The sequence below is a fragment of the Vreelandella sp. 162(4c) genome (assembly GCF_058152265.1).
Map to the genome: position 1 here is coordinate 4,853,895 of NZ_CM176981.1, position 11,854 is coordinate 4,865,748.

12 protein-coding genes and 1 riboswitch are annotated in these 11,854 nt (G+C 57.5%); of the genes, 7 read left to right on the forward strand and 5 right to left on the reverse strand.

Annotation, left to right across the window (positions count from 1 at the left end; translation table 11 throughout):
• Positions 1 to 165: 165 nt before the first annotated feature.
• The 4 genes from AC4EYZ_RS22290 to edd are packed head-to-tail and all read right to left on the reverse strand — an operon-like array spanning position 166 to position 4,913.
• Complete coding sequence (locus AC4EYZ_RS22290) at positions 166 to 1,116, reverse strand: carbohydrate kinase family protein (protein WP_474191881.1); 951 nt, start codon at positions 1,114 to 1,116, stop codon at positions 166 to 168.
• A gap of 37 nt (positions 1,117 to 1,153) precedes the next feature.
• Entirely contained in the window at positions 1,154 to 2,023 is an 870-nt protein-coding gene (locus AC4EYZ_RS22295; RefSeq protein WP_039859176.1) for an aldo/keto reductase, read from the reverse strand.
• Positions 2,024 to 2,058: 35 nt separating this feature from the next.
• Positions 2,059 to 3,024: a glucokinase gene (gene glk, locus AC4EYZ_RS22300; RefSeq protein WP_474191882.1), complete on the reverse strand. Its 966-nt coding sequence runs from the start codon at positions 3,022 to 3,024 to the stop codon at positions 2,059 to 2,061.
• Positions 3,024 to 4,913: a phosphogluconate dehydratase gene (gene edd, locus AC4EYZ_RS22305; protein WP_474191883.1), complete on the reverse strand. Its 1,890-nt coding sequence runs from the start codon at positions 4,911 to 4,913 to the stop codon at positions 3,024 to 3,026. Before edd ends, glk begins: the two co-directional genes overlap by 1 nt.
• 281 nt (positions 4,914 to 5,194) lie before the next feature.
• Here edd and cobT point away from each other — a divergent pair, with 281 nt between their 5' ends.
• From cobT to AC4EYZ_RS22340, 7 genes are read left to right on the forward strand one after another with little or no spacing between them, the layout of a single operon-like run.
• Entirely contained in the window at positions 5,195 to 6,244 is a 1,050-nt protein-coding gene (gene cobT, locus AC4EYZ_RS22310; protein ID WP_474191884.1) for a nicotinate-nucleotide--dimethylbenzimidazole phosphoribosyltransferase, read from the forward strand.
• Positions 6,241 to 7,245, forward strand: coding sequence for an adenosylcobinamide-phosphate synthase CbiB (gene cbiB / locus AC4EYZ_RS22315; RefSeq protein ID WP_427769815.1), 1,005 nt, complete (start codon positions 6,241 to 6,243; stop codon positions 7,243 to 7,245). The genes cobT and cbiB overlap by 4 nt, the downstream gene beginning before the upstream one ends.
• The gene (gene cobD / locus AC4EYZ_RS22320; protein WP_190373041.1) at positions 7,242 to 8,390 is read left to right on the forward strand and encodes a threonine-phosphate decarboxylase CobD; all 1,149 of its coding nucleotides are present in this window, start codon (positions 7,242 to 7,244) and stop codon (positions 8,388 to 8,390) included. The genes cbiB and cobD overlap by 4 nt, the downstream gene beginning before the upstream one ends.
• Positions 8,387 to 8,956 (forward strand): bifunctional adenosylcobinamide kinase/adenosylcobinamide-phosphate guanylyltransferase, encoded by a 570-nt coding sequence (locus tag AC4EYZ_RS22325; RefSeq protein ID WP_474191885.1) that lies wholly within the window; start codon positions 8,387 to 8,389, stop codon positions 8,954 to 8,956. The genes cobD and AC4EYZ_RS22325 overlap by 4 nt, the downstream gene beginning before the upstream one ends.
• Positions 8,953 to 9,723, forward strand: coding sequence for an adenosylcobinamide-GDP ribazoletransferase (gene cobS / locus AC4EYZ_RS22330; RefSeq protein WP_474191886.1), 771 nt, complete (start codon positions 8,953 to 8,955; stop codon positions 9,721 to 9,723). The genes AC4EYZ_RS22325 and cobS overlap by 4 nt, the downstream gene beginning before the upstream one ends.
• Positions 9,660 to 10,313 (forward strand): histidine phosphatase family protein, encoded by a 654-nt coding sequence (locus tag AC4EYZ_RS22335; RefSeq protein WP_474191887.1) that lies wholly within the window; start codon positions 9,660 to 9,662, stop codon positions 10,311 to 10,313. The genes cobS and AC4EYZ_RS22335 overlap by 64 nt, the downstream gene beginning before the upstream one ends.
• The gene (locus AC4EYZ_RS22340) at positions 10,265 to 10,690 is read left to right on the forward strand and encodes a bifunctional adenosylcobinamide kinase/adenosylcobinamide-phosphate guanylyltransferase (RefSeq protein WP_474191888.1); all 426 of its coding nucleotides are present in this window, start codon (positions 10,265 to 10,267) and stop codon (positions 10,688 to 10,690) included. The genes AC4EYZ_RS22335 and AC4EYZ_RS22340 overlap by 49 nt, the downstream gene beginning before the upstream one ends.
• 147 nt (positions 10,691 to 10,837) lie before the next feature.
• On the opposite strand, the gene AC4EYZ_RS22345 is transcribed toward AC4EYZ_RS22340, so the two are convergent.
• Positions 10,838 to 11,455 carry a hypothetical protein gene (locus AC4EYZ_RS22345; RefSeq protein ID WP_027957626.1) on the reverse strand — a complete coding sequence of 206 codons (618 nt, stop codon included), beginning with the start codon at positions 11,453 to 11,455 and terminating at the stop codon, positions 10,838 to 10,840.
• A gap of 74 nt (positions 11,456 to 11,529) precedes the next feature.
• Positions 11,530 to 11,751, forward strand: a riboswitch (cobalamin riboswitch).
• Positions 11,752 to 11,854 lie beyond the last annotated feature (103 nt).

Sequence of the window (11,854 nt, forward strand, 5' to 3'; positions counted from 1 at the left end):
TTTATTGGATAAACCCTAGTCTAGTAAATGTCTGACATTTCCACAAGCGAGCCGCTTTAGACAAAAGTCCGAATTAGATTGGCGACGAGTCGACCCCTAAGAAGCATAAAAAAAGCGCGCCTGCGTGGGGCGCGCCATTTGTTAATGGGTTATAGCTCTACTTAGTTAGCCAATAATATCCGCTCGCGTTGGCAGCGCTGCGTAAGCGCCTGGCCGGGTGACCGCATGGGCGCCACAGCGGCAGGCGGTATTCACTGCGCTGAGTAGAAAATCCGTATCGCTCTGCCAGTGTTCATTGATGCCGTGGGCCGAGAGCTCCGCCAACAGCCCGCCAATAAAGGCGTCGCCCCCGGCGGTGGTGTCGACCGCTTCCACTTTGGGTGGCGCAATGCGCTGGTCGATGCCGACGCCTTTGATTACGACATCATTGGGGCCGTCGGTAATCAAAATAACTTTTACACCTGCGGCAAGCCGCTCTGAAAGCCACGATTCTGCAGGATGATCGGCGCGCAAGTAGTCGAGCTCTTCCTGGGAGAGCTTGAGCAGCTCAGCGCCGTCTAGCAGCTGTGTGACTAAGCTGGCATCGGCTTCGCCGCCGGGCCACAGGTTGTGGCGTAGGTTGGCATCTACACTGACCAGGCAGCCTGCGCGCTTGGCCATGGTGGCCATCGCCAGGGTAACGTCGGCGATCTCTGGGTCGGTTAGGCTGTTACTGCACAAGTGCAGAATGGCAGGGTTCTCGAATACGCCATGGGGTAAATGCTCAAGGCGATAAAGCAGGTCAGCAGCGGGCGGGCGATAGAAATCAAAAGTGCGTTCGCCCACGTCATCCCGGGAAACGAACGCCAGCGCCGTACGGGATTGCTGGGTGTACACAATGCCGCTGGTGTCTACACCGTGGCTATTGAGCTCACGCACCAAAAAATGCCCAAAGGTATCGTCGCCTACCATACCTAAAAACTGGCTAGGAACACCCAGGCGGGCGCATGCGACCGCCACGTTCGCGGGAGCGCCACCGGCGTAGGGAGTAAAGGTTTCCTGGGCATCTGTAGCCGCCCCTAAACGGCTGGAGAGCATATCAACCAGCGCTTCCCCAAACGCGATAACTGGCGTCATTATTGGCTCCTTAGTGTAATTGTTTGCAAAGACGGGTTTATGCCACGCAGTGGCCGCGGGCGGCTTCCAGCAATTCATACCACACTTCTCGGGGTAGCGTGGCAGGGCCCTTTAGCATGTCGCTGATTCGGTCAGGTTTAATGCTGCCAATCACCGGTACTGGCGAGTTAGGAAGACTACGCAGCCATGCCAGCGCTAAAGCGCTGGGGGAGCTATCAAGCTTTGTCGCCCACTTAGCCAAACATTCGCCAACGGCGCCTTGCATCAGTTGCCCGCCTGCCAGAGGCGACCACGCCATGGGGGCGTGGTCATCGGCACATAGTTCATCAAAGCTGCCGTCAAACAGCGGCGTTGTGTGGGTAATCGAGAGCTCGATTTGGTTGGCTGATAAGCGGTGATGCATGGCGCCCTGCAAGCGCCGCCACTGGCTGGGCAGGTGGTTGGAAACCCCTGCAGCGCCAATTTTGCCTGCTTCAATGGCGTCGTCCAGCGCGCGGCCGGTCGCTTCTGCGTTCATCAGCAGATCGGGACGATGAATCAGGAAATGGTCGAGGCGTTCGACATTCAAACGCACAAGTGAGGCATCAATGGCACTATTAAGATAAGCAGGGCTAGCGTTGTAGTGCTTTACCTTACCCGAACCGGGGGCGGGGTTGTCGTTAGCGATACTCGCTTTAGTGACGACATTAACCCGCTGAGCCAGGGCAGGGCGCGCCCGTAGCGCGGCGCCAAAAAGCGTCTCCCCTTGGCCGCTGCCGTAAATGTCCGCATGGTCAAACCAGTTAAGGCACTGCTCCAGGCGCGCTTCGATCCATTCTGCTAATCGCTCGGGCTCGTGCATGGCGGGTGTTTCGTGCAGACGCATCATGCCAAGTAAAAACGGCACATCAAAGGTGGCGGCGGGCATAGCAGGTTCCGTATTGATGTTGTTAGAAGTTGTGATCAGAAAACCTCTTCGTTATGCAGTGCTTCGGCGGCACCTAACAGCCCTGTCCAGGGCGCAGTTACCACCCACACGGGGATGTCAGCGTTATAGGCGCCCATACGGCCTTTATTGACAAAGGCGGCGCGCAGCTCGCTTTTTGGCAGCCACTCAAGCAAGCGCGGGAGAATACCACCGCATAGATAAACTCCGCCCCTTGCGCCCATGGTAAGGGTGGCGTCGCCGCACACATCGCCAAGAATTTTTAGAAAGCGCAGCAGGGCAGTAGTGGCGAGGCTATCGCCTTCATTGGCCGCTGTGGTCACCTCGGCTGGGCTAGTTAAGTGCGGCTCAATTCCTTCAAGGGTGGAGTAGGCTTGGTAAAGCTCCAATAAACCCTGACCGCATAAGATGCGTTCTACGCTCACCCGTTTGTGGCGCTGCAGAAATACATCCAGCAGTGCCTGCTCGGTACTGTCCGTGGGGGCAAAGGTGACGTGTCCGCCTTCGGTGGGCAGCGGAATCCAGGCGTGTTGTCCAGGAAATACCCCGGCAACGCCCAGCCCAGTGCCTGGGCCGATAATTAAGCGTGTGGAGTGTGCCTGGGTTTGCCCCGGCTGAACTTCGACCAAATCACTGGATGCCACATGGGGAACGCCCAGCGCCTGGGCGGTAAAATCGTTTATGACCTTGAATAGCGCTAGATTCAACTGTTGCTGAACGTCACTTTTCAAAAAATCCCAATGGTTATTGGTCATTTTGACCCGTTCAGCGTGAACGGGGCAGGCGAAGGCTAAACACGCCTCTTGGGGCGCGTTGTCACCGGTGGCGCCCACGCGCCCCAGATAATCCTGCACCGCTTCCACGACGCCAGGGTAGTCGGCGCAGGGTAGGTTCAATATATCGTGCGGGGTTATTTCACCGGGAGAGACCAGCGCCAAGCGTGCGTTGGTTCCCCCGATATCGCCGATGAGTGCCGGTCGCATCAGGCATCCTCTTCTGAGATTTGCCCCTGCTGACGGGCGAGATCATCGGCTTCAAAGCCACCGAATACACCAGCGCCTTCTTCACCGCGCATGGCCAGGTGGCGGAAGCCCCCAAACAGCTCGCGACCCAAGCCCACGTGGTAGTGATCCAGGTTGCCAATGGCCAGTTCCCGTTTAGCCCAGGTGGCGGGGTCGACTTTGGCTTCGAGCGTACCGGCGTTGGCATCCAGACGTACAATATCGCCATCACGCAGTTTGGCCAGCGGGCCGCCGTCCAGGGCTTCGGGGCTCATGTGAATGGAGGCGGGTACTTTGCCTGATGCACCCGACATGCGGCCATCGGTGACCAGTGCCACTTTAAAGCCACGATCCTGCAGTACGCCCAGGAAGGGGGTTAGCTTATGCAGCTCGGGCATGCCGTTGGCTTTGGGTCCCTGGAAGCGAACCACCACAATCACGTCGCGATCCAAGTCGCCGGATTCGAAGGAGGCTTTCATTTCGTTTTGATCTTCGAAGATCTTCACCGGCGCTTCTACCACGCGATGCTCTTCCGTCACTGCGGAGACTTTGATCACACCGCGACCCAGATTGCCTTTCATGACCGTCAAGCCACCCGTCGGCGCGAACGGTGTCGCTACCGGGCTGAGCACGTCTTCATCAAGGCTTTTTTCGGGGCCTTCGTGCCAAACGATTTTGCCATCTTCAAGGAACGGCTCTTGGGTGTAGGCGGTTAGGTCGGTGCCGAATACGGTGGGAATATCGCCGTGAATCAAGCCCGCGCCCAGCAGTTCGCGGAACAGGTAACTCATGCCGCCCGCTGCTTGGAAGTGGTTGATATCTGCCTGGCCGTTGGGGTAAACCCGCATCAGACTGGGGGTGACCGCCGAAAGGTCGGTGAAGTCGTCCCAGTTGAGGGTAATGCCCGCAGCGGCGGCCATGGCGATCAGGTGCATCGTGTGGTTGGTTGAACCACCGGAAGCCAGCAAGCCCACCACGGCGTTAACAATCGCGCGCTCATCAATCTGCTTATAGAACGGGCGGTAGTCGCCACCGGGTTCGGTGTTGCGGATCGCCTGCTCGGTGGCATAGCGTGTCAACGCTTCGCGCATTTCGGTGCCAGGGTTTACAAAAGAAGTGCCGGGCAGGTGTAGGCCCATCATCTCCATCATTAGCTGGTTGGAGTTGGCGGTGCCGTAGAACGTACAGGTGCCGGGGCTGTGGTAAGAGTCAGACTCGGCTTCGAGCAGCTCAGCACGGCCAACCTTGCCCTCGGCATAGAGCTGGCGAATGCGCGCCTTCTCTTTATTGGGTAAGCCGCTGGGCATGGGGCCCGCGGGTACAAACATGGCGGGCAGATGGCCAAAACGCGCCGCGCCAATAAACAGACCCGGCACGATCTTGTCGCACACGCCCAGATAAAGCGCGGCATCAAACATATTGTGCGAGAGGCCTACAGCGGTGGCCATGGCAATCACATCCCGGGAAAACAGCGATAGCTCCATGCCCGGCTGGCCCTGGGTGACACCGTCACACATGGCCGGAACGCCACCGGCAAACTGGGCGGTGGAGCCCATATCCCGAGCGGCTGCTTTAATCGTCTCAGGGAAGGTTTCCAGCGGCTGGTGCGCCGAGAGCATATCGTTGTAGGACGAGATAATGCCCAGGTTGGCGCTGTTCATCAGTTTCAGTTCGCCCTTGTCACGCGGGTTGCAAGCGGCGAAACCGTGGGCCAGATTACCGCAGCTTAGCTCAGCACGGTGCACGCCACGTTTGTGCTGGTCAGCCATGCGCCGCTCGTAGAGGGCGCGACGCTCAGCAGAACGCTCACGAATGCGCTGGGTAACCTCAGCAACGGTGGGGTTTAACGTAGCAGGTGTTGAGCTCGGCATAGGGACCTCTGCATGATAGAGACGGTGAGTGAAGCTTGTAGTTATTTTACATTTTTTGACGTCGAAATAAGAGACTTTACGGCAATAAAAACCACATTTGTAGTTTTATTACTCGAATGTGAGGTGGCAAATACACCACGCGAAATATCTAAATAAAGCCTTAACATCCTGACAGGGTGGAAGACCCTCTGATGAAATAGCAAGTATAGCACTCAGGCTTTTGCTACCATTTTGTGCTTTGCCTTTGAATGTTTGATGACCCCTAGTGGGCTGGAGCCTGCATGCACGCCATTGTTGACCACATTCAGTCAGTTGATCTCAATGCCGGTGAAGAAACGCATCGTTACTTGGATACGTTGACCAAGCCGCCAGGTAGTTTGGGTGCCTTGGAAGAGCTGGCTATTCAACTGAGCGCCATCACCGGTGAGCTCAAGCCCAGCGTGATGCCGCCTGCGGTGGTTGTGTTTGCCGCCGATCACGGGGTCGCTGTTGAGGGGGTGTCAGCCTTTCCCCAAGCAGTGACCGCCCAGATGGTGGCCAATTTTGCCAACGGTGGGGCGGCGATTAATGTCTTCGCCCGTCAGATAAGCGCGCTGGTCGAGATTGTGGATGTGGGTGTCGCTTCGCCTTTAACAATACTTGGGGTGACCTCCGCCAAGGTGCGCCATGGCACCGCCAATATGGTGTTAGAAGACGCGATGCAATGTGATCAAGCCATAGCCGCGATTGATGTGGGTATTGCGGCCGTTAAGCGAGCAAAAAGGGCAGGTGCAAAGTGCATTATGGTGGGTGAAATGGGCATCGCCAATACCACTGCCAGCAGCGCAATGCTGGCGGTGCTGACGGGTGAGTCAGTGGCAAACGTGGTGGGCGCCGGAACCGGGATTAACCCTCAGCAGCAGGCGTACAAAGTGGCGGTGATTGAACGCGCTATTGCTGCGCGCAGCGCTGACCCTCAGGTGCCTTTAGAGGTGCTGGCCAAGTTGGGTGGTCTGGAAATAGCCGCTATGACCGGTGCTTATCTGGCAGCAGCAGCCCAGCGTTTACCGGCCATTGTGGATGGCTTTATTGCCACCGTCGCAGCGCTAACCGCTTGCCGTCTATGCCCCGCCGTTCGTGGCTATCTGATTTTTGGTCATCGCTCCCAGGAGCCAGGCCATGATGTGGCATTAAAAGCGTTGGAGGCCAAGCCGCTGCTCGATATGGGCATGCGGCTAGGTGAAGGCAGTGGTGCTGCGCTGGCGTATCCATTGCTGCAAGCGGCGACAGCGATGGTGGCGGAAATGGCTACCTTTACCGATGCCGGTGTTAGCGATAAGGCATCACCATGATCCCAGGCGCCACTTTTGGCGGTATTGTTCTGATCATCTTCGCGACCGCCATTGATTTAGTGGTTGGCGATCCGCGCTCGCTGCCACATCCGGTGGTGCTGATGGGGCGCTTTATCAGTGCTTTTGAGCGGCTGTGGAATCGTGGAACTGCACAGCAGCGCAAAGTTAGTGGCTTCCTGCTAACCATTATTGTCGTCGGTGGTGTATGGGGTATTAGCGGGCTAACGCTGGCGCTGCTGGAACGCTTGCACCCAGGGCTAGCGCTGATCGCCGAGCTTTGGCTGCTCTCTACTACGCTGGCGATCAAAGGTCTGGGCGATGCGGCCCGCGCCGTGATCCAACCGCTTACTCAAGGCGATTTGCCTGCTGCCCGCAAGGCGCTGGGGATGATTGTCGGCCGCGATACGCAAAATCTAGACGAAGCGGAGATTACTCGGGGCACGGTGGAAACCGTGGCGGAAAATACCGTTGACGGCATCACCGCGCCGCTATTTTTCGCGCTTATCGGCGGGGCGCCGCTAGCGCTGGCCTACAAGGCAGTCAATACTCTTGATTCGATGGTAGGCTACAAAAACCAGCGCTATGCCGATTTTGGCTTTGCCTCTGCCAAGCTAGACGATCTAGCTAACTGGGTACCCGCACGCTTAACCGCGCTGTGTCTATGGCTTGCAGGCTTGCTATTAAGTCTTTCAGGTGTTGTACGATTGCGTTGGCAAGGCGCACTGTGGGGCACCTTCCGCGATGCTCCGCGCCACCCCAGTCCCAACGCCGGTTGGCCAGAAGCCATGGTGGCCCGTTTGCTCGGCGTGCAGCTGGGCGGCACCAATTTCTATGCAGGCGAGGTCTCACACCGTGCGACCTTGGGCGAGCCGCTTGAGCAACTGCGTGTTGCCCATATCAGCACCACACTTCGTTTAATGCACGGCGCCTGGATACTGTTTATGTTGCTGCTTGCTGGGGTAATAGTTGGATTGATGTTTATGCTGCGAGGATCGCTATGAGTACTCCTCTATTGCCCAACGCTCCATGGCCAAGCTCTCCATGGCCCAGCCATGGCGGCCAGGCCGAGACACTGCTGGCCCATTTCGGCTTGCCCGCCGATCACCGCCTGGACGACTTTAGTGCCAACCTTAACCCCTTGGGGCCTCCGGCGTGGGTTAGCGATTGGCTGGCTAAGCAACTGGCAGGTCTTGAACGCTACCCCGCGCCGGATTACGCCGCTGCACGTCAGGCCATCGCCACCCATCACCAGCTTCAGCCCGAACAGGTACTGCTCACCAACGGTGGCGCTGAGGCAATTTTCCTCGCCGCCGCGCTGCATGCAGGTAAGCGAGCGGCGATTATTACCCCGAGCTTTGGCGAGTATGCCCGCGCTTGCCGTGCCCATCGGCTTTCAATCAGTGAGATCGCGCTGCCCGCGCCGCACTTCACGGTGGATATAGACGCGCTAACGGCTGGGCTTAACGACATTGATGTGCTGTTTCTATGCCGCCCCAATAATCCGACCGCTACGCTTATCGATATTTCAGCAATGGAAGACCTGTTGAATTACACCGCTGCGATGGGTTGCCGCGTTGTGGTCGACGAAGCCTTTATCGACATGGTGGGTGAGACGTCACAAGCGTCGTCGTTGGTGCCGCTACTGGCGCGCTACCCGCATCTGCTGCTGCTCCACTCAATGACCAAATTTTATACCCTGCCGGGGCTCCGGCTGGGCTACCTGCTGGCGGATGCGGCCACGGTTCAAGCGGCACAGGCTCACCAGCCACCTTGGAGTGTCAATCACCTCGCGGCTGAACTGGTGGCACCATTGCTGGCAGATGATGCCTTTGCCCGGCGCACCCAGCGGTGGTTGGCCAGCGAGCGCTCGCGCATGGCTGAGGCGCTTGCTCAACTAGGGCTGGAAGTCGTGCCCAGCCAGGCGTGTTTTTTTCTTATCCGGCCCTGTGCCGCGCAGGCAATCACCAGTGATGCGTTGTTTGAGCAGCTCCTACGCCGGGGTATTTTAGTGCGTCATACCCATAATTTTGCCGGGCTCAATGGTGATTGGCTGCGGGTAGCGCTGCGCGATGCCCCTGCTAATCGACGGCTGATAAGCGTGTTGAAACATGTTTTAGAAAATGTTTTGGAAAAAGGAACTGCATGATTGTCTTTGTTAGCGGCGGGGCGCGTTCCGGCAAAAGTGATATCGCCGAGCAGCGAGCAGTGAGTGCAGCAGGCAGTTCGCCCTGTTACTACTTAGCCACCGCAGACGTATATGACGACGAGATGGTCGAGCGGGTAGCGCGTCATCGTCAATCCAGGCAAGGGCAGTGGCGCACCGTTCAATGGAAAACGCTAGAGGCACCGCTGCGTATTGATCGAGCGATTGCCAAGGTGCCTGATGGTGGCGCCGTGCTGCTGGATTGCTTAACGCTATGGGCAAGCCAAGTCCTGTACGCCAGTAAACTAAGCGAAGAAGAAGGCTTCGCGTTGCTAGTAAACGCACTGGCTGATGCCCGAGCGCGCAGCCTTTATCTAGTGATTGTCTCCAATGATATCAACGAAGCTCTGCCGCCTACGGATGCTGAAACCTGGCGCTATCTGGCGTTTCTACAGCGGGCTCACTGCTGGGTAGCGCAAGAGGCCGATTCCGTGCTCGAAGTAGTCGCAGGCTGCGCCATTAAGTGGAAGCATCAGGAGTGTAAGCATGAGAAGGAGGTAAACGTTTGAAAAATGCCTTGTTCGGTGTGTTGCTGGCGCTGCAGTTTCTGACCCGAATCCCGATTCCTATAGCCGTTCCCTGGACGCCCGATACCCGGCGCTGGGCAGTGCGCGCCTATCCATTAGTGGGGTTGATGATAGGGGGCTTGCTGGCGCTAGTAGCGCTGGGGATGCAGAACGTTCCTGCGCCGGTCACCGCGTTGACGGTGCTAAGCCTCTGGGTGACGCTCTCGGGTGGGCTGCATTTGGACGGCGTGATGGACATCGCCGATGCCCTGGGCAGCAATCAGCCCCTGGCGCGCCGCTGGGAGATCATCAAAGACCCGCAAATTGGCAGCTTTGGAATGCTAGCGCTAGTGTTTTTGCTCGCCTGGAAGGGCATTCTGCTATGGGCATTGCTGGCCTATCAGGCTCCCTTGTGGTGGCTGTTGATGCTGCCTGCGCTAGGGCGCTGGGCTGGCGTTGCATTACTGGTGCTAACGCCATGCGCCCAGCAGAAGGGCTTGGCGTGGAGCTGGCAGCAGTCGCTTAGCGGCCAGGATGTGGCACTAGCGCTGGTGCCGATTGTGCTGATAGCCCTGTTAGCGCCCGCGATAGTGTTGATGATGCTTACGGTTACTGTTTTCGTGTTACTAATCCGCTGGCTAATGTTGCGACTGTTTAACGGCATTAACGGCGATATGGTAGGCGCCACCATCGAAGGAGGAGAGCTTTGGCTACTGATCTTACTGTGGAGCTGGTGGCAGTTCGCCACGGTATCACCGCTTGGAATTTAGAGCGCCGTTATCAAGGCCAGCAGGATATTCCGCTGCTGTTTCCTGATGCTGAAGCAGGGTTGCTGGAACTGCGCGACGTACTGGCGAATGAGCGGTTCGATGCTATCTATTCAAGCGATCTTAGCCGCTGCCAGCAAACCCTGGAGTGGGCTGACGTCACCAAGGATGGCGTGCCGCTTGTACTTGAGCAACGCCTGCGTGAACTCGATTTTGGCGAGTACGAAGGCAAAGTTTACGATGAGCTGAAAGACTTGCCCCATTACCGTGCCTGGATTGATAGCGTGGGCGAGCTGCAAATTCCCGGCGGAGAATCGGCGGCCCAACTGCGTGAACGTTTAGACGCTTGGTTGCATGATCTGGCTACGAATGGCCGCGTCGACGGCCATAAAAAGATTCTGGCCGTCACCCATGGTGGCGTGATTCGTGAGCTGCGCCGCCGCTTTGAAACGATTCATTTCTGGGACGGTACCGTGCTCCAAGCCCAAGGCAGGCGCTGGCAGCTTATTTATCAGCAAGACGACCATGGAAAAGGGGAATGGCAATGCAGCTCTTCATCGGCGGTGCCTGCGCTGGTAAACGTGACGCCGTAGCCGCACGCTTTCCCACTGCAAACGGATGGCGGCTTGATGCTGCTAAGCCCTTCAGCGATAGCCAGCAAGCGCTCGTAGCCGATACGCCGCTTGTTCTCACAGGTGTGCTTGAATGGCTTGGCGCTGCGCTTGAGCGTGACGATAACGATGCCCTGCGACAGCAGTGGCAGAGCGATATGGCAGCACTCTGCCAGCGCGCCGAAGAGCTAAACGCACCGTTAATCATCATTGCCAACGAAGTTGGCCGTGGGATTGTGCCCATGCAGCCCGAACAGCGCCGCCTGCGCGATCTTAATGGCTGGTTTATTCAGGATTCCACTGCCCAGGCTGAACAGGTGTGGTATGTCCGGCATGGGTTGGTGATGGCGGTTAAGTAGTTAGAAACCTCTGATTAACTACTGCGCTTGACCATACAGCGTTAAAAATCGCCTCAAAATGCTCATTTACAACCTGTAAACTCCGCTTTTTCGTTGATTTTTGCCTTGTCTGGCCTGCGCTCATCACGTTAATCAGAGGTTCCTTAGCTAAGCTTGGCTCCGCCAGCGCTGCCAGCCAATCATCAGCAAATGCACTGGCAGGTAGACTATTACGGGCCAGAGTAGCGAGAGTAGAAACAGATAGAGCAACGGGTTGAGGCTGTCCTGGGGTTGGCCGAAGGGCCCATGCACCCAATTGATATTGCGCTCGGCCTCGGTGAGCAGGTAGCTCAACGGCACCACTATCCAGGTCAGCAGGGTCTGCCACAGTAGGGCGCGGCGCGCATAGCCCAGCTTGGCGACGCCAATGCCAGCCACCAGCGGCAGTACCACGTGGTAGAGCGACATGGCTCGCGCCATGGGGGGATGCTCCGGGTCAAACATATACTCGGTGCCGCCGATAGGATGCACGCCAGTGAGCGCAGCCGTGGCGACGTCCAGGCTCCATAAACTGCCGACCAGTGCCACCGCTAGCCATTGCATCGACATCAGGGTGCGGTGTTCACTCCACAGCGCCACCAGCAGCAGAAAACTCGCCACGTTGCACAGCCAAAAGAAGTTCTGCGCTCCCAGCAGCACTACGTAGCTTGGTGCCCAGACCAGGACCCACAGTGTAAAAGCCAGCTTTAACCAGCGTGGCACACCGGCTGCCGAGAAATCGATCATGGCCGTCTCCTGTTCTGTGCACTGCCTTTACTCTAGCAGCTCATCATGAATTGACCTCTCTTGGGCAAGTTGCTAGCTTACGCCCACTCTCAGGTGCTGGCGGTGGATTAAAGCCGCTAGTGAAACGGGAAGTTGGTGAACGCCTTGCGTGATTCCAACGCTGCCCCCGCAACGGTGATCGAGATAAGAACGGCTAAGACGCCACTGTGCTAACGCACGGGAAGGTGGTCGTTCGGAAAGAATGAAGACGTCTTTCGCTCGTCAGCCCGGAGACCGGCCCGAGAGTAATGGTTCAACCTGAACCGATATATGCCGAGGTGCGGTGGGCGCTCTCAGGGCGATTAACGGTGGTGCGATGCGATCATGCCGCGCGACCGAGACTCCCTTGTTTGATCCTCC

Excerpts from the sequence above, each read along its gene's own strand:
- AC4EYZ_RS22290 (WP_474191881.1), bottom strand. The coding sequence starts at position 1,116 with ATGACGCCAGTTATCGCGTTTGGGGAAGCGCTGGTTGATATGCTCTCC.
- AC4EYZ_RS22295 (WP_039859176.1), bottom strand. The coding sequence starts at position 2,023 with ATGCCCGCCGCCACCTTTGATGTGCCGTTTTTACTTGGCATGATGCGT.
- glk (WP_474191882.1), bottom strand. The coding sequence starts at position 3,024 with ATGCGACCGGCACTCATCGGCGATATCGGGGGAACCAACGCACGCTTG.
- edd (WP_474191883.1), bottom strand. The coding sequence starts at position 4,913 with ATGCCGAGCTCAACACCTGCTACGTTAAACCCCACCGTTGCTGAGGTT.
- cobT (WP_474191884.1), top strand. The coding sequence starts at position 5,195 with ATGCACGCCATTGTTGACCACATTCAGTCAGTTGATCTCAATGCCGGT.
- cbiB (WP_427769815.1), top strand. The coding sequence starts at position 6,241 with ATGATCCCAGGCGCCACTTTTGGCGGTATTGTTCTGATCATCTTCGCG.
- cobD (WP_190373041.1), top strand. The coding sequence starts at position 7,242 with ATGAGTACTCCTCTATTGCCCAACGCTCCATGGCCAAGCTCTCCATGG.
- AC4EYZ_RS22325 (WP_474191885.1), top strand. The coding sequence starts at position 8,387 with ATGATTGTCTTTGTTAGCGGCGGGGCGCGTTCCGGCAAAAGTGATATC.
- AC4EYZ_RS22340 (WP_474191888.1), top strand. The coding sequence starts at position 10,265 with ATGCAGCTCTTCATCGGCGGTGCCTGCGCTGGTAAACGTGACGCCGTA.
- AC4EYZ_RS22345 (WP_027957626.1), bottom strand. The coding sequence starts at position 11,455 with ATGATCGATTTCTCGGCAGCCGGTGTGCCACGCTGGTTAAAGCTGGCT.